15 protein-coding genes are annotated in these 25,133 nt (G+C 56.3%); 7 read left to right on the top strand and 8 right to left on the bottom strand.

What is annotated here, in order from left to right:
- Positions 1-35: 35 nt before the first annotated feature.
- From J2I47_RS03035 to J2I47_RS03010, 6 genes are all read left to right on the top strand, one after another.
- On the top strand, positions 36-3,431 hold the full coding sequence (locus J2I47_RS03035; RefSeq protein ID WP_207363062.1) for a SusC/RagA family TonB-linked outer membrane protein: 3,396 nt from the start codon (positions 36-38) through the stop codon (positions 3,429-3,431).
- A 103-nt stretch (positions 3,432-3,534) separates the two neighbouring features.
- Positions 3,535-5,067 carry a RagB/SusD family nutrient uptake outer membrane protein gene (locus J2I47_RS03030; RefSeq protein WP_207363061.1) on the top strand — a complete coding sequence of 511 codons (1,533 nt, stop codon included), beginning with the start codon at positions 3,535-3,537 and terminating at the stop codon, positions 5,065-5,067.
- Between the two features lie 3 nt (positions 5,068-5,070).
- On the top strand, positions 5,071-6,333 hold the full coding sequence (locus J2I47_RS03025) for a YdcF family protein (RefSeq protein ID WP_207363060.1): 1,263 nt from the start codon (positions 5,071-5,073) through the stop codon (positions 6,331-6,333).
- 161 nt (positions 6,334-6,494) lie between these two features.
- The gene (locus J2I47_RS03020) at positions 6,495-9,659 is read left to right on the top strand and encodes a SusC/RagA family TonB-linked outer membrane protein (protein WP_207363059.1); all 3,165 of its coding nucleotides are present in this window, start codon (positions 6,495-6,497) and stop codon (positions 9,657-9,659) included.
- A 22-nt stretch (positions 9,660-9,681) separates the two neighbouring features.
- Entirely contained in the window at positions 9,682-11,166 is a 1,485-nt protein-coding gene (locus J2I47_RS03015; RefSeq protein ID WP_207363058.1) for a SusD/RagB family nutrient-binding outer membrane lipoprotein, read from the top strand.
- A 34-nt stretch (positions 11,167-11,200) separates the two neighbouring features.
- Entirely contained in the window at positions 11,201-13,660 is a 2,460-nt protein-coding gene (locus J2I47_RS03010) for a bifunctional YncE family protein/alkaline phosphatase family protein (protein WP_207363057.1), read from the top strand.
- Positions 13,661-13,835: 175 nt separating this feature from the next.
- Here the strand turns inward: J2I47_RS03010 and J2I47_RS03005 are convergent, their stop codons facing one another.
- The 3 genes from J2I47_RS03005 to J2I47_RS02995 form a co-directional block, all read right to left on the bottom strand.
- Positions 13,836-14,756: an SDR family oxidoreductase gene (locus J2I47_RS03005; protein ID WP_229374221.1), complete on the bottom strand. Its 921-nt coding sequence runs from the start codon at positions 14,754-14,756 to the stop codon at positions 13,836-13,838.
- Between the two features lie 120 nt (positions 14,757-14,876).
- Positions 14,877-15,716: a crotonase/enoyl-CoA hydratase family protein gene (locus tag J2I47_RS03000; protein ID WP_207363056.1), complete on the bottom strand. Its 840-nt coding sequence runs from the start codon at positions 15,714-15,716 to the stop codon at positions 14,877-14,879.
- Between the two features lie 72 nt (positions 15,717-15,788).
- A complete protein-coding gene (locus J2I47_RS02995; RefSeq protein WP_207363055.1) occupies positions 15,789-16,235 on the bottom strand; it encodes a type I restriction enzyme HsdR N-terminal domain-containing protein in 447 nt (148 codons plus the stop codon).
- 87 nt (positions 16,236-16,322) lie between these two features.
- On the opposite strand from J2I47_RS02995, the gene J2I47_RS02990 reads away from it, so the two are divergent.
- Positions 16,323-17,096, top strand: a complete 774-nt coding sequence (locus tag J2I47_RS02990; protein WP_207363054.1) for an AMP nucleosidase — start codon at positions 16,323-16,325, stop codon at positions 17,094-17,096.
- Between the two features lie 84 nt (positions 17,097-17,180).
- On the opposite strand, the gene J2I47_RS02985 is transcribed toward J2I47_RS02990, so the two are convergent.
- The 5 genes from J2I47_RS02985 to namA all read right to left on the bottom strand — a co-directional run bounded on the left by J2I47_RS02985 (position 17,181) and on the right by namA (position 24,885).
- Positions 17,181-17,777 carry a Maf family protein gene (locus J2I47_RS02985; protein WP_207363053.1) on the bottom strand — a complete coding sequence of 199 codons (597 nt, stop codon included), beginning with the start codon at positions 17,775-17,777 and terminating at the stop codon, positions 17,181-17,183.
- Positions 17,778-17,877: 100 nt separating this feature from the next.
- Positions 17,878-20,487: a DUF5686 family protein gene (locus J2I47_RS02980; RefSeq protein WP_229374220.1), complete on the bottom strand. Its 2,610-nt coding sequence runs from the start codon at positions 20,485-20,487 to the stop codon at positions 17,878-17,880.
- Positions 20,488-20,762: 275 nt separating this feature from the next.
- On the bottom strand, positions 20,763-22,268 hold the full coding sequence (locus J2I47_RS02975; protein ID WP_310587612.1) for a hypothetical protein: 1,506 nt from the start codon (positions 22,266-22,268) through the stop codon (positions 20,763-20,765).
- A gap of 133 nt (positions 22,269-22,401) precedes the next feature.
- Positions 22,402-23,655: a metal-dependent hydrolase family protein gene (locus J2I47_RS02970; protein WP_207363052.1), complete on the bottom strand. Its 1,254-nt coding sequence runs from the start codon at positions 23,653-23,655 to the stop codon at positions 22,402-22,404.
- Between the two features lie 156 nt (positions 23,656-23,811).
- On the bottom strand, positions 23,812-24,885 hold the full coding sequence (namA, locus tag J2I47_RS02965; protein ID WP_207363051.1) for an NADPH dehydrogenase NamA: 1,074 nt from the start codon (positions 24,883-24,885) through the stop codon (positions 23,812-23,814).
- Positions 24,886-25,133: the final 248 nt, after the last annotated feature.

The raw sequence follows: 25,133 nt of genomic DNA, 5'->3' as shown, positions 1-25,133 counted from the left end.
TTTTTCTACAGATACAACCTACACAACGTACCCCTATGACAAATTACTCCATTTTTGGCCGTCGCCATCCGTATGTATTATGGGCTATACTACTGATTAACAATGCTTTATTACTAAGCACAAGTCAGGCAACCGGCCACCCGACAATGATGCTGCGGCAACAGGCCGTGCCCGTCACCGGTACCGTCACCGATGAACAGGGGCAGCCCATTCCGGGCGTGACCATCGTGGAAAAGGCCTCGAAGAAAGGCACCGTCACCGACGCCAACGGCCGCTACACCATCGACGCCACGGCTGGTGCTACCCTCGTGTTTTCGTCGGTAGGGTTCACGGCGCAGGAAGTCGTTGTGGGGTCGGCACCGACCTTAAACGTAACCTTGAAAGAAGACGTCAACCAACTGGCCGAAGTGGTGGCGGTGGGCTACCAGACCCTGCGCAAAAGCGACGTGACGGGGGCCGTGGCCAACGTGAAAGCCCGCGAACTGAACCTGTCGGCCCCCACCATTGGGCAGGCACTGGTGGGAAAACTGGCGGGCGTGCAGGTGGCGCAGGTGAGCGGTGCACCCTACAGCAGCACCAAAATTCGGGTGCGGGGCATCGGCTCGGTCAATGCCAGTTCCGACCCCCTCTACGTGATCGACGGCTACCCAGCCGCTAACGACGTGTATGTAAACCCCAACGATATTGAGAGTATCGACGTGCTGAAAGATGCAGCATCGGCGGCGATCTACGGCTCGCGGGCATCGGGCGGGGTGGTGCTCATTACCACCAAACGCGGCAAAGAAGGCAGGGGTAAGCTGGACTATGAATACCAATTTGGGGTGAATCAGCTTGCCAACAAAATTAAGCTGCTCAACGCCAGTCAGTTTGCCCAACTCGTTATCGACGGGCGCAACAACACCTACCGCGACCTGACCATCAACGCCGGCAAAACCTGGGCCGATGCCATGTTCTCCGACGATAACGCCACGCGCATTGCCAAAGTGGGCAACGCCGGGTCGGTGAGCATTCCGACAGACATTTACGATTTTACGAACCAGAAACTGATTGCCCCCAAATACAACACCGACTGGCAGGACGAACTGTACCGTTCGGCACCCTTGCAGCGGCACACGCTCCAGTTTTCGGGGGGGAGCAATGGCGTGCGGTATTTGCTCAGCGGTGGGTATCAAACGCAGGAGGGCATCATCACGGCCACCAGCCAGCGACGGATCAACCTCCGCGCCAACATCGACGCCGACGTGTCGAAGAAGCTGCACGTGGGGGCCAACTTTTTCGTGACGGCCACCAACAGCCGTGAAGTGCAGGAGGGCCGATTCAACCAGGGGCCGATTCTGGGCGCGCTGATCTACCCGCCCTACTTCCGGGCCTATGACGACAAGGGCAACCTGATCAAAAACGAAGCCGCCTCACAACAGCCTACCTTCGGTTACCAGACGGTAGAAAACCCGGTGGCCCTGGCGCGCGAGACCAACATCCGGCGGCAGGGGCTGCGCGGCACGTATAACGCCACTGCCACCTACGATCTCCTACAGGGGCTGTCGATCAAGGCCAATCTGGGGGCGCAGACGTATAACGAGAAGTACGATTTCTACCTGCCCACCAGCCTTAGCAACGGCAATAACCCACCCTATTCACCAGCCGCCATTGCCGCTGCCCGGTCCGTAGCGCAGACGCTCACGCAACTCGATCTGTTGGGTGAATTTACCCTCAACTATAGTCGCCAGTCTGGTAAAAACAGCCTGAATGCGCTGGCGGGCTACACGGCTCAGCGCACCACCAACGACGTCATCAGCGTGTCGGCGCAGGGGTTTCAGAATGACCGCGTCGAAGAGATTACCGCCAAAGGTGCCGACCCCAGTCTGTTTACGCTCAATACCGCATCCAACGGCCTGGCGGGCATCTACGGCACGGGCAAATCGGCCTGGACACTGCTGTCGTACCTGGCGCGGGTAGCCTACAGCTACGACAGCCGCTATTTCCTGACGGCCTCCATCCGCAGCGATGGCTCGTCGCGATTTGGGCCGCTGAATCGCTACGGCACCTTCCCGTCGGTATCGGCGGGGTGGACGGTGTCGGAAGAGCCGTTCTACCGGAATGCGCTGGGGCAGGCCTCGTCGCTGAAACTGCGGGCAAGCTGGGGCCTCACGGGCAACAACAACATTGGCAATTACAACTACCAGCAGGTGTTCAACAGCCCCGGCGGAGCCGTTTTTGGTAACAACACCATCAGCACAGCCTTCTCGGCGGGCGACATCCGCGATCAGCGGCTGGGTTGGGAATCGACGGCGCAATACAACGTCGGCGTAGATGCCGGGCTGTTTAACAACCGCCTGTTTGTCATTGCCAACTACTACGTCAGCCAGTCGTACAACCTGCTGTTCCGCCAACCCATTTCGGCCATATCGGGCACCTCGTCCATTCTGACCAACCTCCGCGATTCGAAGGTGCAGAACAGCGGGTTTGAGCTGCAACTCGATGGCCGGGTCATTGCCCGGCGCGATCTGAAAGTAAACCTGAGCGGCAATCTGTCGGTCAACCGCAATAAGGTGCTGAACCTGGGCGGGGCCAGCACGATCATCACCAACGGAGCCGAACGGTCGTATTTGACACACATCACCCAGGAGGGGCAGCCCATCGGCATGTTCTACGGTTTTCAGGTGGTGGGGTTAGTGCGGCAGTCGGACGTAGACAACATTGCCGCCGACAACGCCAACTTCAACGCCGCCACGCAGTCGTACCCTAAAGGCTACGTAATCAAAGGGCCGCCGCGCTCCACAGCCTCAAGCAACCCGCTCAAACCCGGCGATCTGATCTTTGCCGACACCAACGGCGACGGGGTCATCAACGACGCCGATAAGGGCATCATCGGCAACCCGTACCCCAAATTCACCTACGGCTTTTCAGCGTCGGCCAGCTACAAAGGGTTCGACCTGAACGCGGCGTTCAACGGGAGCTACGGCAACCAGGTGCTCGACGGGCAGGATTACTACCTCTACAACATGGAAGGGTCGGGCAACCAATACAGTGTGGTAGCCGACCGCTACCGCTCCGAGGCCGAGCCGGGCAACGGCTACGTCTACCGGGCGTCGCGCGGGGGCACGCAGAGCAACAGCACCCGCCTGTCTACTTTTTATTTGCAGGACGGCTCGTTTCTACGCCTGGCCAACATCACGGCAGGCTATTCGTTCCCCGGCAATGCGCTGTTCAATAAGCTGAAGGTAAGCGGGTTGCGCGTATATGCATCGGCCAACAACGTGTTCACGATCACCAAATACCTGGGCTATAACCCGGAGGTCGATTACAACTACAACATCAACGGCAACACGGGCACCAACATCAACGGCGCTACCAACCTCACACCCGGCGTCGACTACGGTGTGTATCCCCTGACGAAGTCGTATAACATGGGGGTACGGGTTAGTTTCTAAACCTGAATCAAGTTTGCTTATGCGTACGGCTTCGCGCTGGTGGTTGCTGACGCGAGGCCCTTCGACAAGCCATCCAAAATTGAACTTATCTCAATATAATCTTATGCGTCAGTCTTATCTCTTCCGCCTGCTTCTGCTGTCAACCCTCTCCACGCTGAGCGCTTGTTCGCAGGATTTCCTGGTCGAAACCGACCCCAATGCCGTATCGGTGAACGACTATTACCAGTCTGAAAACGACGTACAACTGGCTGTAAATGGGGTGTACCAGTCACTACGCAACAACAACGCCCTGGCCGAAAACAGCGGGTTGTTTTCCGAAGAACGATCGGACAATACGGGCCGAAATGACAACCAGTCGAACGCGGGCGAGCCGTTTCAGTTCAACGATTTTTCGGTACTGCCGGGCAACACCTACCTGAAGGCACACTGGCTGGCACTGTACCAGATCGTAACCCGCGCCAACCAGGTGCTGGCGGGCATGGAGGCCGTAAGCTTTGCCAAACCAGAGACGAAAACGCAGTACCAGGCCGAAGTGAAATTCATCCGGGCACTGGCCTATTTCCACCTCGTGCGCAAGTGGGGCGACGTGCCGCTGGTGACCAAACCCCTACTGAGTGATGCCGTGTCGGCCAGTACGTTTCGGGAGAAGAAAGAGACCGTCTACGCCCAGATCGTGGCCGACCTGACCGACGTGATTGCCAGCCCCCTGCCCGACGTTCAGCCGCTGGCTCAGAAGGGGCGCGTGTCGAAAGTGGCGGGCAATGCCCTGCTGGGGCAGGTGTACCTGACGATGGCCACCACGCTCGACGCCGCCAACCGGACGGCCAACCTGAACCAGGCCAAAACCTACCTGACCGCCGCCTACGCCAAACGCAGCTTTGGCCTGCTGAAAGAAATTCCTTACGCCGACGTGTTTGATGTAAGTAAGAAATCGACCAATGCCGAGATCATTTTTCAGATCGTGTACCGGCAGGGCGACCCGGTGTATTCGTCGAGCATTGCGGTGAACAACCAGGCGCAGGGTGAAACCATCAACTCGCTCAAGGTTACCACGGGGGCGGGTGGCAACGTGAAAGCCGACCTGGTGAAAGAGTATGAAGATGGCGATGTGCGGAAAGATTTTTCGATCAAATATGCCAACGCGGCCAACGTGAAAGATTACTTCATCACCAAGTTCCGCGATGCCAGCGCCGGGGCTACCACCAACGGCTATGGTGGCAACGACTGGATTCTGATTCGCTACGCCGACGTGATGCTGTTGCTGGCCGAAACCAACCTGTATCTCGGTGACGAAGCCGCGGCCATTGCCCTGCTGGATCAGGTGCGCGACCGGGCCAAACTGCCGCCCTATGCCGTGGCGAAAACCAACGCTACCTACGCCGCCAAATACCCTACGCTGAAGCTCGCGATCCTGCACGAGCGGCGCGTGGAACTGGCCTTTGAAAACCACCGCTGGTTTGACCTGCTCCGGTTTTTCACCCCCACCGAAGCCGTAGCTTATTTCCAGGCCAAACCCCAGGCCGACTATGGCACGGCAAAAGTGTCGAACTTCGGACCCAAAGATTATTACTTCCCTATCCCCGCCGACGAGGTGAAACTGAACCCTACTAAAATGTACCAGAATCCGGGGTATTGAGTCATGAAATACGTTCTCCCGCTTGCCTTTTTCCTGCTGTTTTTTTCCCTCCACGCCCAAACGCCAACGGGTTACCAGCGCTCCTACCGGCCGTTCCGTTCGGGTGACGTGGTGGCTGACAAACAATTTTATCTGCTCACGGCTATTGAACAACTCGCTGACGTAAAGCAGTTTATTGAAAAAGATACGGCCCTTCTGTCCATCCAACGTGAACGGGCTACTCTAATCAAAACCCACGCCGGCGATACCTGCCGGTCGCCGGTGTCGCTGGTGACGGGTTTCCGCTGGGCAGCGGCCGATTCGGCCCGGTTGCAGGTGGCGATGGGGCGGCTCTATGACCAAAACCGGCCCGCTTTCGATAAACTCGTGAACGGTCACCTGCGGCCATCGGGCTATTATCAGCGGTTTGTGGACCTACCCAATCGGGCGTTGCTGGCGCGGGCATGGGGGCAGTATGTGGTGGGTATCAACTACATCATTGACCAGTATGGGCTGGGCAAAAAACTCCGTTATCCCCGCATCGACTCGGCCAATTATCCCGTCAACGGACGTACCTACCGGACGGTGTTGAAAGATATGTTTGCCGTATTGGCCGAACGCGCCGACAGCCTTCGGCTTTTTTACCAGCCGTCGTTGGCCGTGGCCCGGCAGTTGATGGACGTCAATGACCGCGACGAACCCGCCCGCCACGAGCCGATGGAACAGCGCGACAACCGGGCTGCGGCGAACAGCGTAGGCAGAACGGTCTGGAAAAACTACCGCTATGCCGCTATGATGGTGCCCGGCAGCGGCCCCGAACTGACCACTACGCCACTGAGTCCGCTGAACAAAATGCGGCTCGACCTGGTGGCGGCGCGGTACCGGGCGGGCTGGGCACCGCTGGTTGTGGTTAGCGGTGGGTATTGCTATCCATTCCGCGGACCCTATGCCGAAGCCGTGGAGATGAAGCGCTACCTGATGCAGCGCTGGCAGTTGCCCGAAGCCGCCATTATCATCGACCCCCATGCCCGCCACACCACCACCAACTTCCGCAATGCCAACCGGCTGCTAATTCGCTATGGCGTACCGACAGACAAACCGTGCGTGATGGTGTCGACCAAAAGCCAGACCGACTACGTAGACAACGCCGCTTTTGATGCCCGCAACCAGCGCGAACTGGGGTACCTGCCCTACCGCGACAAACACCGCATCTCGCCCCACGACGTGGTGTTTTATCCTACCCCAGAGAGCCTGCACATGGACCCCTACGACCCACTGGACCCGTAGCTGTTAGAGAGCCAAAAGCCCCGGCAAGACATGAGCATTGTCATATCATTATGTTTATAAAAATTTTGTTAACATACTGATAATTAATGATTTAATAAAGAAGAAAGATCAGTGCTGGGCTGGGTGACAGGGTAGTTTTGTATTTACTCAACCGATAGCCCATGAGCCTGAAACGATTTACACTACCGATTTCGCTTTTCTTCATACTCCTTGCCAGCCAGCATCTGCTGGCTCAATCTCCTACCCTTGCCGGCACCGTTCGCGACGAAAAAAACCAGCCGCTGCCGGGTGTCAACGTGGTTATCAAGGGTACCTCAGTTGGCACAACCACTAACGCAACGGGCGCCTACAGCCTGACACTGCCAAAGCCATCGGCTGGTGGCGAGGTGCTGGTGTTCAGCTTCATCGGCTACATTAACCAGGAGGTTTCGCTGGCGGGGCAGTCTACCATCGACGTGCAGTTGAAAGAGAACAACCAACTGCTCAATGAAGTAGTCGTGACAGCGCTGGGCATTCGGCGGGAAGAAAAAACGCTGGGCTACGCGGCGGCCACCGTCAACGAAAATGCCGTAAAAGACGCCAAGTCCAACAACTGGGTCAACACGCTCAGCGGCAAGGTGGCGGGCCTCAACATTCAGGGAACGGGGTCGGGGCCGATGGGATCGTCGCGCATAACGCTCCGGGGCGAATCGTCATTGAACCTCGACAATAACCAGGCCCTGATCGTGGTCGACGGTGTGCCCGTCAGCAGCCGCATCACGGGTACGGGCTACAGTGCTCACCTCTCGCAGGACAGCCCGGTCGACTACGGATCGAGCGTGTCAGACCTGAATCCCGATGATATTGAGAAAGTTACGGTGCTCAAAGGCCCCGGTGCCACGGCCCTCTACGGCAGCCGGGCGGCGGGTGGTGCCCTGATCATCACCACCAAATCGGGCGTTCGGAAAGACCGCGGCATTGGCATCACCATCAACTCGAACATCAGCGTCGACCAGGTGAACCGCTGGCCCGACTATCAGTTTGCCTACGGTGAGGGCCGTACCGACGTCTATTATTCGTATCTGGACAGCGCCGACGGGGCCAACACGAGCACCAACGTGGCGGCCGGCCGGGCGTGGGGTCCCAAATTCAACGGGCAGTCGTATTTCCAGTATAACCCCAACGCACCCGATGGCAAGCCCACCGAACGTACGCCCTGGGTGGCTAACCGCGACTACATCGCCGGCTTTTTCCAGACGGGCGTGACCTATTCCAACAGTGTATCCATCGAAGGCGGTACCGACAAAGGTTCGGCGCGGCTGTCGCTGACGCAGCTCAGGAACAGCTGGATTCTGCCCAATACGGGCTTCGAGCGGATTAACGCGGCCCTGTCGGTTTCGCAGCAGGCTACCGACAAACTGCGCATTACGGGCAAGGTGAATTACACCAACAAGAAAAGTGATAACCTGCCTGCCGCTGGCTACAACAACCAGTCGATCATGTATTTTCTCATGATCGGCACGGCCCCCAACATCCGGCCAGAATGGTTCAAACCCTACTGGCAACCCGGTCTGGACGGTGTTCAGCAGCGCAGCCCGTTCAACCCCGGCCCCGACAATCCGTACCTCGATTTGTACGAGATGCTGAACAAAATGAACCGGCACGGGGTCATCGGCAACGTATCGGCTACCTACGCCATCAGCCCCAAACTGGACCTGCTGGTGCGGACGGGACTAGATATGGCGTTTGAGTTCCGGTCGCAGCAGCGGCCCTTCAGCATGACCAAGTACCCACGGGGCATGTACCGCGAACAGAATGTGTTCAGCTATGAATCGAACACCGATTTCTTGCTCACTTACAAAGATGCGCTCAGCCCGCGCATCAACATCACTGCTTCGGCAGGCGGCAACGCCATGCGGCAAACGTATGATTTTGCGGGTCTGTATGCCGATCAACTCTCGCAGCCGGGGGTATACCAGATTTCGAACAGCCTGGACCAGGCCGTGGCCGATCCACAGAAAACCCGCAAGGCCATCAACAGCCTGTATGCCGCCGGGCAACTGTCGTTCGACGAGAAAATCTTCCTCGACGTCACGGGACGCAACGACTGGTCGAGTACGCTGCCCTACGCCAACAACTCGTTTTTCTACCCGTCTGTCAGCAGCAGCTTTTTGCTGAATGAACTGTTCAGGCTGCCTCAGTCCGTGTCGTTTGCCAAATTCCGGGCCTCGTGGGCGCAGGTGGGCAACGACACCCGACCTTACCAGACGGCCCGCTACTATGACAAAATTTACAGCAACAGTTTCACCAATTCGCCCACGCTGTTCAACGCCGATCTGAAACCCGAAATCACGTCGAGCTACGAGTTTGGGCTGGACCTGCGGCTGTTTAAAAACCGGATTGGGCTGGACGTGGCCTACTACAACAATAATAGCCGCAACCAGATTCTGGCCATCCCGCTCGACCCCGTGTCGGGTTATGCCAGCGCGCTCATCAACGCCGGGCTCATCAACAGCCGGGGCGTGGAAGTGAAGCTGACAGGAAAACCGGTCAATACCCGCCGATTTGGCTGGAACACCACCGTGATCTGGTCGCGCAACCGCAGCTACGTGCGCGAGCTGGCGGCGGGTATTACCAACCAGACCATCTACAGCCATAGCGGCAACGTGACCATTGAAGCGCGGGTAGGTGGCCGGATGGGCGATATGTATGGCCGGGGTTTTCAACGCTCGCCCGACGGGCAAATCGTGTACTCGTCGGTGGGCTTACCCGCCCCGCTCGACCCGGTGACCAAGCTGTGGGGCAACGCCTTTGCCGACTGGAAAGGTAGCCTCATGAACGAGTTTACGGTGGGCGGTGTGCGCATCAGCGTCCTGCTCGACGGGCAGATGGGCGGCAGCATGTATTCGCAGACGAACCACAAAAACAACACCCTCGGCAAGACAACCGTCACGCTGCCCGGCCGCGATGGCGGGCTGATTGGCGAGGGTGTGTTGCTGCAACCTGATGGCCGCTACCTGCCCAATACGGTGAAAGTGCCCGCCAGTTCGTACTACGACAACTACTACCAGATCAGCAATGCCGAGACCAATATTTTCGACGCCTCGTACCTGAAAATTCGGGAAGCGCGGTTCGAGTTTAACCTGCCACAGCGGTGGCTGAGTGGGGTGGGCGTTCGGCAAACCACCGTGGCCGTGTTTGGTCGCGACCTGGTCAATTTCACCCGCTTCCCCGGCTTCGACCCGGAGGGCGGCAACCTCAACAGCGGCACCCTGACGCCCGGCGTGGAGTTGGCCCAGTTTCCTTCCACCCGCACAATGGGTGCCAACCTGACCCTGAAGTTTTAATCATCCCTGACGCAGTTTCATCGTGAAAAGATTATCACCCCTACTTGTTATCTACCTACTGGTCAGTGGTTTGCTCTCAAGCTGCACCGCGGGTTTCGACGACATCAATACCGATCCCAACCGGCCCAGAGACGTGAATCCGGGTGTGTTGCTGGGCCAGCTGCAATACCGGATGGTGAACAGTTCGATGGGGGCCGCCCGCTCGTTTACCCACGAGCTAATGCAGGTAGATGCCCCACGCGGCAGTGCGGGAGGCGGCGGGCTGCACCGCTACGTGGTCAACCCCGGCGCGGGTGTGTGGAGCAGTTCATACGCCTACCTCACCGACATTCAGGACATCTATACCATTGCCGACCGGCTGAAAGAAGCCAACTACAAAGCGATTGCCCTGGTGTATAAAAGCTGGACCTACTCGATCCTGACCGACCTCTACGGCGACGTACCGTATTCACAAGCCACCAAAGCCGCCGGGGGCGTGGTGAAGCCCGGTTTCGACAAGCAAAAAGATATCTACGTGCAGTTGCTGAAGGACCTGGAAACGGCCAACAGTTTATTTGATGACACCAGGGCACTGACCTACGGCGGCGATCTGGTTTACGGAGCCAATGCCGTCACCGGCGGCAAAAATCCGGGTATCCTGAAGTGGAAAAAATGGGCGAATTCCCTGCGGTTGCGGCTGCTGCTGCGTGTTCTGAAACGCGACGGTGAGATCAACGCGAAAGAGCAGATTAATCAGATACTGGCCGACCCGGCGAAGTACCCGGTGATGACCGCCAACGCCGACGACGCCATTTTTCGCTATCCGGGTACGTTCCCTTATTTCAACCCGTACTATAACGCCCGCACCCTCGACTGGCGCGAGGGCACCTACTTCACCGACTTCTTTTTGGGAAAGCTCAATGCCGACAACGACCCCCGCCGGGCAGTATGGGCCATCCCGGTCACAGTCAACGGGCAGCCGGTGTATCAGGGTATTCAAAGCGGCTACGTGACCACGCTGGAATATGCGGTGGGTAAGAATTCGAGCTATACCGACGCGCTGAAAACCCTGCCGCAACTGGGTGTCATGATGCCCTACGCCGAGGTAGAGTTTATCAAAGCCGAACTGGCCCTAAATGGCTACACCACGGGAAAAACGCCCAAAGCGCATTACGAAGCAGGCATCACGGCCTCTATGACACAATGGGGGGCAACCCTACCCGCTACTTTCCTGACCCAGCCGGGGGTAGCCTACAACGCCACCGCCACGCCCGACAAACAACTGGAGCAAATCATGATCCAGAAGTACTACGCCTACTTCTTTGTCGATTACCAGTCGTGGTTCGAGAAACGCCGGACGGGCTATCCCGTGTTGCCACGGGGGGCGGGCATCCCTGCTGAAAACAAATTTCCGAGCCGGGTGCCGTATCCTACGTACCTGCAATCGCTCAACCCCGAAGCACTCACCGCCGCCGTGACCTCGATGGGCGGCGACGATAGCACGATTATGGTATGGTGGCAAAAGTAATTTTATAGCAATTTTGTCTGACAACCAACATTTTATGAGGAACATCCTGCCCTGCTTCCTGCTTTTCATCGCCAGCCTCTCATGGGCACAATCGCGCGTTGATGTCAAAAAATTGGATGCCGGGCTGGAGTCGCGGCGGGTGCTGCTGCCAAACGGATGGAGCCTGACTCCTGCCGGGCGGTCGCTGGAAGTAGGCGATTTACCCCTGAACATCGCCGTGTCGGCATCGGGGTTGCTGATGGCCGTGACCAACAACGGGCAGGGTACGCAGAGCATCCAGTTGATTGATCCAAAGCGGGAAACGGTGCTGCACAGCGTTGAGATTCCCCGGTCATTTTACGGCCTTAAATTCAGCGGTGACGGCAAGATGCTTTACGCATCGGGAGGTAACAGTAACCAGATCCTGTGCTACGCCATCACCAACCAGCAACTGGTGCTGACCGATAGCCTGCGCCTGGGTGATCCCTGGCCCACCAAAATATCACCCGTCGGCATCGAGGTTGACGACGCCCGGCACCTGCTGTATGTCGTGACTAAAGAAAGCAACTCGCTCTACGTCGTCGACCTGCTGACCAAGGCCATTGTTCATCAGGAGAAGCTGGGTCACGAGTGCTATACCTGTGTGCTGTCGCCTAACCGAAAGGAGTTATACATCTCGCTGTGGGGTGGCAAAAAGGTGGCCATTTTCGACACACAAGCCCGTAGGCTGACCACAACCATTCCGGTATCGTACAACCCTAATGAGTTGGTCATCAACAAAAAAGGTACACTCATCTACGTGGCCAATGCAGGCGACAACAGCGTGTCGGTGATCGACGTAAAGGCCCGGAAGGTGATTGAAGTGCTCGACGCCGCGCTTTATCCTAACTCGCCGGTGGGGTCTATGACCAATGGGCTGGCCCTGGCTAAAGACGAACGTACGCTCTACATCGCCAACGCCGACAACAACTGCCTGGCGGTATTTGACGTGACCGTACCCGGTAAAAGTGCCTCGAAAGGGTTCATTCCGGTGGGTTGGTTTCCTACTAGTGTCCGGGTGGTTGATAAACGTATGTTTGTGACCAACGGGAAAGGGTTTACGTCGTTTGCCAACCCGCTGGGGCCGCAGCCCATCAGCCGCGAGGTACGTTCCGAAACCCACGTTGGCGAGGCACAACGGCCCAACAGCCGGTTGCAATATATTGGCGCACTGATGAAGGGCACCATGAGCATTATCGACGAGCCAACCGAAACGACCCTTGCCCTGTACGCCAAAAAAGTCTACGCCAATACGCCTTATAACAAGACCAAAGAACTGACGGCCGATGGCGAACCCGGCAACCCGATTCCTACGAAAGTGGGTGCGCCCTCGCCCATCAGGTATGTGTTCTACGTCCTGAAAGAGAACCGCACGTATGACCAGGTTTTCGGCGACATTAAAGAAGGTAACGGCGACTCGACGCTCTGCCTGTTTGGCGAAAAATACACCCCCAACCAGCACAAGCTGGCCCGCGAATTTGTGCTGCTCGACAATTTCTACGTCGACGCCGAAGTAAGTGCCGACGGCCACAACTGGAGCATGGCCGCCCACGCTAACGACTATCTGGAAAAAACCTGGGTGGCGGGCTACAGCAGGCGGGGCGGCGTGACGGAGGGGATGGGCCGACGGGCCATTGCCAATGATAAAGACGGCTATATCTGGGATTTCTGCCAGCGCAAAGGTGTCAGCTACCGCAGCTACGGCGTGTTTGTCGACAAAGACAAAGGCAACATTCCCGCACTGGATGCCGCCCACGTCTGCAGAAATTTTACTACGTTCTACGTCAACAAAACGAAGGATACCACGCGGGTAAATCAGTGGCAACGCGACTTCGATTCGCTGCTGGTAGTCAACGCGGTGCCCCGGTTCAGCACCATCCGGTTGGGTAATGATCATACCCACGGCCTGGCCGTGGGACAAATGACGCCCTACGCCTGCGTAGCCGACAACGACCTCGCCGTGGGTATGCTGGTGGAACACATCAGCAAGAGTAAGATCTGGAACGAATCGGCCATTTTCATCCTGGAAGACGATGCCCAGAACGGCCCCGACCACGTAGATGCCCACCGCTCCAACGCCCTCGTCATCGGCCCATACGTGAAACGGCGCAGCGTTGACCACACCATGTATTCAACCTCCGGGATGCTGCGCACGATGGAGTTGATTCTGGGGCTTCCCCCCATGAGCCAGTACGACGCCGGCGCCACCCCGCTGTTTCGTAGTTTCACGTCAACACCAGACGCATCACCCTACCGGTCAGTGCCGAGTAACATCAACCTTGACGCCCTCAATACGGCTCACACGCCCAGCGCTAAAAAATCGGAGTCACTTGATTTCTCCGACGCTGACCGCATTGATGATAACCTGTTCAACGAGATATTGTGGAAAGGGCTGAGGGGGGAAGCGGCGCTGGTACCCGCTCCCCGCCGGGGGGCCTTCGTGCGGATAATGAATAAAGAGCGTGATGATGATTAGCGTCGAGCAATTTTTTGGGTAGGGTGCTGGCGCTCCCATCCTACAATGCGATTCTTCATCTCTCCTATGCTTTGTATGAGCCGATCCGCCTCATCGACTAAGAGATTCAGCCCGTTGACTGGCGACTTTGGCGGTTGCCCAGTGGATTATGGCTTGTCGGGTAATAATCACTTCTTCATTTTCCTTCCTGCTTACTCGCCCGGTTGGCCTGTTTGATGGTTTCGCCAATCATATCCCACTGGTCTTCAGTCACTTTTTCGAGGTGGCTGAACTCACCGGCGGCCAGCACTTCGCCGCCGTCGATGGTGATGCATTCACCGGTCATGTAGCCAGAGAAATCGGAGAGCAGGTAAGCCGCGAGGTTGGCCAGTTCCTGGTGTTCGCCCACGCGCTTAAGCGGAATGCGGCTGGTGGGGTCCATCATGCTGGCCAGTGGTTCGGGAAACAGCCGATCCCAGGCCCCTTTGGTAGGGAACGGGCCTGGGGCGATGGCGTTGAGCCGGATGCCGTATTTACCCCACTCTGCGGCCAGCGATTTCATCATGATCAACGCACCACCTTTGGCCACCGCGCTGGGCACCACGTAGCCGGAACCCGTTGTGGCATAAGTGGTTGAGATGTTGAGCACTGTACCCTTGATCTTATTTTCGATCCAATATTTGCCTACGGCCAGTGTGAAATAATACGTACCCCGCAGCACAATGTCCACCACTACGTCGAACGCCTTGTACGATAGCCGCTCGGTGGGGCTGATAAAATTGCCGGCCGAATTGTTGAGCAACCCGTCTACCCGACCGAACTTAGCCACGGTCTCGGCCAGCACGTTTTCGATCTCCATTGGGTTGCGCACGTCGCAGGCGATGGCCATGATTTTTCCCGGCCTGGATTGGTCCGCACTTGAGAGATTTGCCATCTCTTCTGTAAGCTCCTGCGCCGTTTGGTCGAGCACGGCCTGCCGCCGACTGCAGATGGTGACGTTGGCCCCCAATTGGAGCAGGTAACGAGTCATGGATTTGCCAAGGCCTGTGCCCCCGCCCGTTACAATAATGGTTTTACCCGTCAGCGCGTCATCGCGCAGCATGCCTGTAGTAATCATAAAATTGGTGGATTTAATAATGTACAATGCATAATGAACAATGTACAATGGATTCGCAATCAGCGGGTTAAGTCTAATCGCGTAGCCATTGTACATTGTTCATTATGCATTGTACATTCCTCAATAACCCCGGTTTAGTTTTTTGTTAAAAGCGGCCTGCCGACGTTCGGCGGTGGCTTGCATGGCTTCGGAAAAGTCAGGCGATTGCAGTTGCGACGAATTCCAGACGGCTACGTATTGCAACCCCGCCTCGATACTCTTGTCGAGGCCGTAGTTCAATACACTTTTGGCCCCCTGCACGGCCAGAGCGGCGTTATCGGCAATTTGCTGAGCTATGTCGTTGGCTTTAGCGAAGAGAGCTTCGGGCGTATCGAGTACGTGATTGACCAGGCCCGTGCGCAGGGCAAAAGCAGCGTCGTAGTCGGCGGCGGTAAAGGCCATTTCACGAGTAATCCCCTCGCCCACGATATGTGGTAACCACTGCAACCCGCCAATGTCGGGCGTGATGGCCAGTTTAGCTTCACGGAGGCTGAATTTAGCGTCAGCAGAACACAGCCGGATGTCGGCCGCAGAGATCATGTTTACGCCCCCGCCAATGCACCAGCCGTGGATGGCCGCAATAAACGGCTTCGGCGACTCGTGCATTTTCTGGAAACCCAACTGCATCTGCCGGATCATGTCCATCAACTCCCGGCGGCGGTCGGCCATTTGGTTGCCGCCCACCATGGCACCGAGTTTAGGCATCATCTGAGGCAGGTCGAGGCCGTAGGAAAAATGGTTGCCGCTGCCCCGTACAATGACGGCCCGCACATCGTCCATGGCCGTAATTTCGTCGATGGCAAGAGGAAGTTCGGCCCAAAAATCAGGCCCCATGGCGTTGCCCTTTCCAGGGCCTAGCAGTGTTAGCGTGAGTACGCCGTTGCTGGTTTCGTATGAAAGCGATTTGTAGGACTCCGCCATGACAGGTAGTATGCGTGCATACGGTTTTTGATGCAGGGCAAAGGTATACATTCCCCCAAAACCACAAAGCCACTATCCGGCAAACGCGGGAAAATCGTCGAGAAATTCGATGGTCTGATTCACATGGCACACCTGACAGCAATAGTGCGTAAGGCCGTTGGTGACCACCACATAGGGCGCTTTGTGGATGTGGTTGTAGCGGCTCACCTGGTCAAAAACAGCCTGTGACAGGGTAATCTGGGGGGCTTTACACTCTACCAGCAAATAAGGATCACCGGCCCGGTCGAACACCATCAGGTCGGTGCGTTTCAGGGTTTTGTTCAGCGACAGCCCCCCCTCCGACCGGATCAGCGCTTTCGGATACCGGTAATGTTCGATGAGCAGATTGACCACGTGTTGTCGCACCCATTCTTCGGGCGTGAGACGAACATGTTTGCGGCGTAACAAATCGAAAATGTACCCTTTCCCGTCTATCTCCGTAAGTTTGCAGTCAAATGCAGGTAGATTCAGCGCGTCCATACGTAAAGATAATTGCGAATGAGTGATTGAGTGACTGTCTCGATTATTCGCTCAATCACTCAATCGCTCATTCGCTCATTGGCATTCATGAAAACCAAAGAAGAAATAGTTAACAACTGGCTACCACGCTACACGGGTACGCCCATCGAACAGTTTGGCGAGTACATTTTGCTCACCAACTTCATCAACTACGTCGAGCTGTTTGCCAAGATGTATGACGTGGAAATCTACGGCATCGGACGGGCCATGCAAACGGCCACGGCCAACAACATTACGATCATCAATTTCGGTATGGGTAGCCCCATGGCTGCTACCGTAATGGACCTGCTGTCGGCCATCAGCCCAAAGGCAGTGCTGTTTTTGGGCAAATGCGGCGGGCTAAAACGTCGCACCCTCCTTGGCGACCTGATTTTGCCCATTGCGGCCATTCGCGGCGACGGTACCAGCAACGACTACCTCCGGCCTGAAATTCCGGCACTCCCCTCCTTTCGCCTGCAGCGAGCGGTATCGTCGACGATCAAAAAGCACCAGCTTGACTACTGGACCGGCACCGTCTATACGACCAATCGCCGCATCTGGGAACATGACGAAACCTTCAAAGAGTACCTCCGCGAAACCCGCGCTATGGCCATCGACATGGAAACGGCCACCATTTTTGCGGTGGGTTTCGTCAACGCCATTCCGCACGGAGCACTGCTGCTAGTCTCTGACAACCCGATGGTGCCGGAAGGGGTGAAAACCGAAGAAAGCGACAAGAAAGTGACCACCAACTTTGTGGATACACACCTCAAAATAGGCATCGAATCACTTCAGGAGCTTGCCATGTCTGGTGAGTCAGTGAAGCATTTGCGGTTTGAATAGGGGCGTTCAAGGTCTAAAATTCAAGGTCTAAAGTTCAAGGTTTAACGTTGCTTCGCGCTCGAATAGACCGCATGCGAAGCAACTTTAGACCTTGAACTTCAGACCTTGAACTTCAAATTCCTTCAACGCCTCATATACCCGGTGCGTGGGCAAGCCCATAACGGTGTAGAACGAACCTTCAAGGCGGGTTACGCCCACGAGGCCAATAAAATCCTGCGCCCCGTAGGCACCGGCCTTGTCGAAGGGCTGGCAAACGCGGATGTAATAGTCGATTTCGTCGTCGGTCAGGTGGGCAAACTGAACCGTGGCCTCGTCAGTAAAAGACGTTTGGCCTTCGGGCGAGAGCAGGCACACACCCGTGCGTACCCGATGCGTACGTCCCGACAGGCGGCGCAACATCTGGTGAGCCTCAGCAGCATCAGCGGGCTTATTCAAAATCTGATTATCCAGAATCACGACCGTATCAGCGCAGAGCACCAGCCGCTGGCCCAAGTCGGGCATGAACTGAGCGGCTTTTTCGCAGGCCAAAAACTCGGCCACTTCATCGGCGGGCATATCATCGGGAAAAACCTCGTCGGTAGGACGCGTTTCAATGGTGAACGCCACGCCCATGTCGGTAAGCAACTGCCGCCGCCGGGGCGAACCCGACGCCAGCGTAAGGGGATATCGAAGGGAAAACATGAATTTGATTACTGGGGGAAGAAACAAGAACCAAGAGGCAGGAAGCAAGACGTAGTATGTTGTTTACGTCTTGCTTCCTGCCTCTTGGTTCTTGTTTTTCTTAAAAACTAAACTCTACTGCCCCCTTGATAATAAACCGGTCGGTACCGGGGGTAAGGTAATTAAGTCTGTGAACGGCCTGAATGCGCAGGAATTTGAAAATGTTGCTGATGCCGTAGCCCGCCTCGATGTAAGGAATATCAGGATTCAGCACCCCGAACACCGTAGAGGGTTGCCCGCTTGGTACAGGGCGGGGCGAGTCGACCTGACGGCTCCGTGGCTGACGGCTACCCCAGAGAACATCGGCGTTGCCCCACAAGCGCCAGTTTAGCTTTTTAATGAGGGGAATGCGGTTGAAAAGTACGCCGTCGAAATTATGTTGCCAGTGGAGCGACATAAACCGGTCAGACACGAATTCGTAGAACTGCATCCGGTTGAAGGTATTGGGCGCGAAGAAAAACGTGGGGTTACCGGTATGGGGAAACAGCAGTGGAGCAGGCAAACGCGACGGGATATAGCCCGCCTGAAGCACGTAGGACGATCGGCCCATTTTGCCAAATTTCAACGTCTGGAAGGCGCGGAATGAGAAGCGGTGGTAAATAAAATCACCCCCCAGTATGCGTTGCCCCCGCTGGTACTTGATCCACAACACAGGCGTCCGTTTGGTGGCCACCGGGATGCGCTCGTTGCCGTCCATCACATACGTTTCCTGCCGGGCCAGTCGTGCCTCAACAGACCAGTACGAATCGGTAAAGTCGGGCCGCGTGGGCGAGTTATCGTCCATTTCGGGGTTTACACGGTAGTGGAATGGGAAAGTTGGCACAAACGTCCGGTCGCCGAGGGTGGCCGTCAGCATCACACCTTTTAGTGGTTCGGTGCGAACATAGATTTCCTGCTGGTTGTTGTAAAAACCGCCCTGATACTTGCCAAACCGGCTGAATGCCTGAAAAATCTTGTTGCCATTGATGAGTTCGGGCGTGAAACCAAGCCGGTCCAGGTCATACGATGCCCGCGCCCCCATAATGGTCCATTTGCGGCGCGAAAGGATGAAATCCAGTTCAGCCCCACCCTTAAACCGGGCATCGCCGGTGCCATAAGCGGTGTAGGCCCGAAACACCATCGACTTACTGAAATTGCCGTTCGTGCGAAAGCCAGCTCGCAACCGTAGCCCCTCAATATTGTTTACGGCTACGGCATACGGGTACGGACCCCAGTCAACAGGACCACGCCGGTACCAGCCCGTAGTGGCAATGCGCGTCAGAATTTCGGTCGTACGCACAATGGGTACGGCACGGAGCGTGTCTATCAGCCCCTGCGCCTTCCGGTCGTTGGTGCTCAGCGAATCCATACCCCCCAGTTTTTTGCGGGCGTTGGCCCAGTAGGCCTCATCGGCCAGGGCGGCCTGTTTGTCGTCGCCTTCCAGTTCTTCCAGCGCCGTTGTGTTCGACTTGGCCGTGTCGGCTACCGAAACGGTACGGTCATAGTAACTAAGCGGCTTGGGCTGGTTGAGTAGAAATCCGCTGTTACGGGTAGTCTGCTGGAGCATGGCACCCACCGAGTTTTTGCCCACGCCATAGACCTCAGCGGTAGTCCGCATCGATACGGGCATCCAGCCAATTTTGTTGCCGGCCGAATCAAGCGCAGGTTCGAGTTCCTGCTCAATTTCCATGCGCCGCACGTAGTTCAGGTTCGCTTCGGCCCCCACTTTCGCCTCAATCATGGTGAGGGCAAAGGTGGTGGTGTCGATGTACATTTTACCCGTAAAGACCAGGTCCTGCTTGTTTTTTGGGTCGAACTGAATTTCGTAGCAAACAAAGTCGCCAATCTTGGTGGTGTCGGCCAGGTACATCGAATACCAGCCTTTCCAGTCGGCTCCCACCGGCGAGGCAAAATCTTTACCCAGTACGCGCAGGTAATTTTGGTAGAAATTATAGCTCAGCGCATTGCCGCCCACAAACTGCGAAAGGATCTCAGGCTCAACGATATCCATACCTTTGAGGCGCGTTTTCACGATATCTTCATGCTTGCGCTCCGGCGATTCGCGGTAAAAATAACGGCTCACCGACTCGGTCATCATAAGAGGCATCATCTTACGGCCCAGGTCATCGGTGACAGAATCTTTCTTATCCATCGCCGCCATTACCTTCTTGATCAGCGGGTTAGACCGAAGTTTATCCGAGATGTGGGTGAGCGACACGGCCGTTTTCGAGTAGCTATCGTACTCATAGGCCCGAATACGGCGACGGTCGTTTTTGTCAATATTCTTCCGCACGTTGCGTAGAATGCCCCAGGCTGGGTTTTCGCCGGCCCGCACCACCACTTCCTGCAACACCCGACCAGCGGGGGGTAATTTTAGCAGTAGTACCTGGTTGAGTTTGGTCTTGTCGAGGGCAAAGCGCTTGATCCCGAAGCCCATTGAGCTTACGTAGAGCGAATCGGTAAGACGGGTGGTTTTCAGGGTAAACACACCCTTATCATCTGAGGTTACACCCACGCTGCGACCTACAAGGGCCACGCTGGAAAAAGGCACCCCTTCGCCCGTACGGGCATCTACCACCGTGCCGCTCACCACATAGGTAGGCGTCTGGGCCTGGGCCAGTTGGGCAAGCAACCAAAAAAGAGTGGCAAACGCGCCGAATCGCAAGGAGGTATAGAAGTGCATGTGTTGCATAAACGCTTATGCAAATATACGGTGTGGAAAGCCGGGCCGATTGGTGCTACCTGACGAAACAGCAATAATCAGCCATGAAACAACCAATCAGTCGACAGAACTGCTAGACCAAAAAGAAACGTCATCATAGAAATCCGTCGAAAACACTACGAAAATACAGAATTTTAACAAATCTGTCAGGTTAAAATTGGGTGACTTAATCATGTCTAAGTACTTACTACACAGTCAGTAGCTAAGTATAAAAGGCCCTGACAGCCAGCTGACTTTATGCCCTGTCAGATAAACACCTGATATTGGAGAGTCAGCTGACCAGCCCGGCCCGTGGGCACCAGCCGGTTGGCGGCGTCGACCGCAGCCTGATAGTAAGGCCGGTTCTGGTAGTCGAGGCTCAATTTGCCGTTGTGGCCTTTGATGAGGTAGTTAACGCCCACATTGTAAATGCCCAGCGTAGATGATATACGCTGGTAGTTGGCAATCTGCGCCTGCACATAGGGCATGAGCGTACCAGTGGCAGGCCCAAACAGATCCTGTTTCATAAGGTAGCCCAGTTGCGAATACACCACGCTGCCTGTACCAAACATCGGAAATGCGTTGCCCTGCGTACCACCCAACCCACCTGGTGCCGTGCCCGTTGCCTGCCCTGTAGCCGGGTTCATAACGCCATTGAAGCGCAGGTAATTAGTGCCGTAGTCGGTATGGAAGTAGCCAAGGTACGCGTTGATGGCGGTGCCTGTGCGGCGGTTCAGAGGCATATCGAGAAAAGTGGCCACAGACCACAGGTTCATGTTCTGGTAGGTAGTATCCGTACTGGCTCCGGTGTTGCCTTCACGCCGCCACATGGCGTTTTGCTGGGTAATGAAACCAGCCTCAAGATTAACGATCGATTTCTTACCCAAATAGGTACCTGTCATGTAACCCGGCGTTTGGTGCGACTCTTTGTCGAGAAACTGATACATAAAAAACCCCTGGTATTGCTTGTGGTGGCCTTTAAGCGCAAAGTTAGCGTTGGTACCCAGCGCCGGCGGTGTAGCGCCATTGGTCTGGATCGGGAATGGATCAGTAATAACCACGCGATAATCAATTGGCCCAACCTGGCCGCGGGCGTAGAGACTCAGCTTCCGCGAAAATTCATCGGTTTGGTCGACCGTGGCCTGGGCAAACACGGGTAAGTCCATGCTCATGATGGTGCTTACACTTGGCTGGCTGAACCGCGACAAACCGTTGACGACAGTAAGTCCACTCCCAATTTTGAGGTAGTCCTTGTTCCTGAACACCAGGTATTCACCAACGGCATCGTGGAAGAAAGCCGCCACCTTCCGGTTCGACGGTGTACCATTGGTATTGAAAGAGGGGAAGCCGTTCTGGTAGTTGAAGTTGTTCATCCCGTATTGGAAATACAGGAAAATGCGGTCGCTGATTTGGCCAAATGCCTGAATGCGGGTACGGCGCAGACCAATGTCGAATGTGTTGTTGGCGAGATCCTGTACTACCGTTGAGCCGGGGTTACTTTGGTTAAAACGAAACCAGGACTGGTTGAGGAGCGTAACCTTAAAAAAATGCGTACCCGATTCGTTGAGGTTGTATTTCAACTCGCTTTTATCTGGCACCGGTTTTTTGGCCGTCTGGTCAGCCGCTTGCGGAGCCATCTGCGCGGGGGTAGCGGGGCGACTTGGAGGCAGCGAATCGACGGTTGCCAAGGCTGATGCAGGCGACGCAGGCGTAACCTGTGCCCAACCCGTTACGGTAAGGGCACTCAGTCCAAGTGCGAAAAAGTAGTTCATAACTGGTTGTATCAATGCTAGTGCAAAGCTACCTCCCCCCCAGTCAGCAGGTGGTTAAAATGTCGTTGAACGCGGCTTAAAAGGGGGTTAAAGGAGCGATAGCACCCATGTTGACAACGCCTGCAGGAAGCGGTTATTTCACCACCGCCCCGCCTTTGATCACCAGCACCACGCGCCGTATGTCGCTTATTTGCCGCGTGGGGTCACCCGTTACCACCACCATATCGGCCAGCAAGCCAGCCCGGATGCGACCCCGGTCGGCCAGGTGAAAGACGTCAGCGTTGACCGATGTGGCAGAGCGCAACACGGCCACGGGTGTCATGCCGTAGTCGACCATCAATTCCAGTTCGCGGGCGTTGTCGCCGTGCGGAAACACACCTACGTCGCCCCCGGCGCAGATGGTGACACCCGCCGCCAGTGCCTGTTTGACCGTTTCCCGCTTTTCTTTCAGCCGGGTAGGTTCAGGCGTTCCCCGTTTCCAGCCGCGGTACTGTGCAATGGCATCACCCGCCGCCACGGTGGGGCAAAGCGCAGTGCCATGCTGCTTCATGAGGGCAAAAATTTCGGGCGTACCGGCGTCGCCATGTTCCAGCGTTTCGCAGCCCGCCAGAATAGCCCGCCGCATCCCCTCGACCGACCCGGCATGGGCCACCACCCCCCGACCGCTGCTTTTGGCTACTTCCACAATGGTCTTCAGTTCGTCGAGCGTAAAGGTTGGTTTGGCCTCGCCCATGAGGCCCCAGCGGTAATCCGCATAGACCTTGATCACGTCGGCCCCTTTGCCAATCTGCCGCCGCACGGCCTGAATGAGCCGGTCGTGGCCGTCGGCTTCTTCGGCTCCCTGCGGCACGTCGATGTCGGGGCTGAAGCCTTTGGGGGCGTAGCTGCCTGTGGCAATAAGCGCCCGCGTAGCCACGATCATGCGCGGCCCCGGAATGACGCCCTTATCAATGGCCTGTTTCAAACCAACATCATCATAATCAGCCCCTTCCGTACCCAGGTCGCGCACGGTGGTGAAGCCTGCCCGCAACGTTTTCTGGGTGTGTACCGTAGCCCGCGCCACCCGCATAGACCGGGCTTCGCGCAGCACCTGATCGTCCCACGGCGTTTCGTTGTAAGGGTGCAACAGCAGGTGCGAATGCCCCTCGATCAAGCCTGGCAGCAACGTAGCACCCGGCAAGTTGATCACCGAATCAGTGGCCGCTGGGGCAAGGCTGGCGGCAGGCCCGACGGCATCAATTCGGTCATTCTTCACCCGGACAGACCAACTCTCGTGCATGGCCTCTCCATCGAAAACCCGCGCCGGGCGCAGCAGCAACGTTTTTTGGGCAAAAGCAGCGGTGGAAAGGCAGAGCGTAAGGAGCAGGGAGTACAGACTTGAGCGCATGCGTTGACTAATGAACAATGAATAATGTACAATGTACAATGACTTTGCGCTCGGACGACCAGTTCGCGAAGCCATTGTTCATTGTACATTGTACATTGTACATTGTACATTGTACATTGTACATTGTACATTGTACATTATTCATTGTTCATTCCCCTACCCTCTTGGCTTGGCCCGTTCATACTGCACCGGCCACGGCCTGTCATCGCCCAGGGTATGGGCGGCGTGGAGGGGGAAATACGGATCGCGGAGAGATTCGCGGGCCAGCAAAACCAGATCCGCCTGACCAGAGGCAATGATCTCCTCGGCCTGTTCGGCACTGGTAATCAGGCCAACAGCGCCCGTCGGTATGCCTGCCTCGCGTTTAATCTGTTCGGCAAATGGCACCTGGTAGCCCGGCCCAACGGGGATGGTGGCGTGGGGTACGTTTCCGCCCGATGAGCAGTCGATGAGGTCAACGCCCTGCTCTTTCAACAGGGCAGAGAGGGCTACCGAATCGTTGGGCGTCCAGCCGCCTTCGGTCCAGTCGGTAGCCGAAATCCGCACGAACAGCGGAAAATCGGTAGGCCAGATCGCGCGTACGTCGTCGATGATCTCGCGCAAAAACCGGACGCGGTTCTCAAACGAGCCACCATACTGATCAGTACGCTGATTGCTAATGGGCGACAGAAACTGATGCAGCAAATACCCGTGGGCCGCGTGAATTTCGACCACCCGAAACCCAGCTTCCAGTGCCCGTTCGGCGGCTTCGCGGAAATCGTAACGGATCTTGTGCAGGCCTTCGTCATCAAGTGCCGTGGGTACGGGACCGCCTTCGGCAAAGGACAATGCGCTGGGGGCTACGGTCTGCCAACCCTCTGCTTCGTTTGGAAAAATAGCTTTCCCACCCTCCCAGGGGCGATTGTGGCTGGCTTTCCGGCCGGCATGGGCCAGTTGAATACCCGGCACCGAACCGTTGGCCTTCAGAAAATTGGTAATGCGTTTCAAACCGGGAATGTGCTCGTCTGACCAGAGACCCAGATCGTGGGGCGTAATGCGACCTTCGGGCGAGATAGCGGCGGCCTCGGCAATAATCAGGCCCGCGCCACCCACCGCCCGACTACCCAGGTGCACCAGGTGCCAGTCGCTGGCAAACCCGTCGACGCTGGCGTATTGGCACATGGGCGAAACGACAATGCGATTGTTGAATTGAATGCCGCGAAGCGTTAACGGCGAAAATAATTGAGACATGATAAGCTGTAAAAAGTGAGCAGCAAGAAACAGGTGCTGCAGAGGGCCCGGTTAGGTTAGAAGACAAAATGAGGTCGATATGTTCGCTTACGTCGGGCCTTTGTTGCTGTAACAGATTATACCGGTCCGATTAAAGAGTAAAACAGCCGCCTATGCTGCTCCACATTAAAATAGTTAAAAAATATGTTCTATAGATGCAATAGTATATCAACGAAATGTATGTTTGCAAGACCACTTGTACTTGCACT

It is taken from the genome of Fibrella rubiginis (genome assembly GCF_017353185.1).
GTDB lineage: Bacteria > Bacteroidota > Bacteroidia > Cytophagales > Spirosomataceae > Fibrella > Fibrella rubiginis.
The sequence above is the reverse complement of the archived record's forward strand: the minus strand, read 5'-3'. Positions and strand labels throughout refer to the sequence as shown.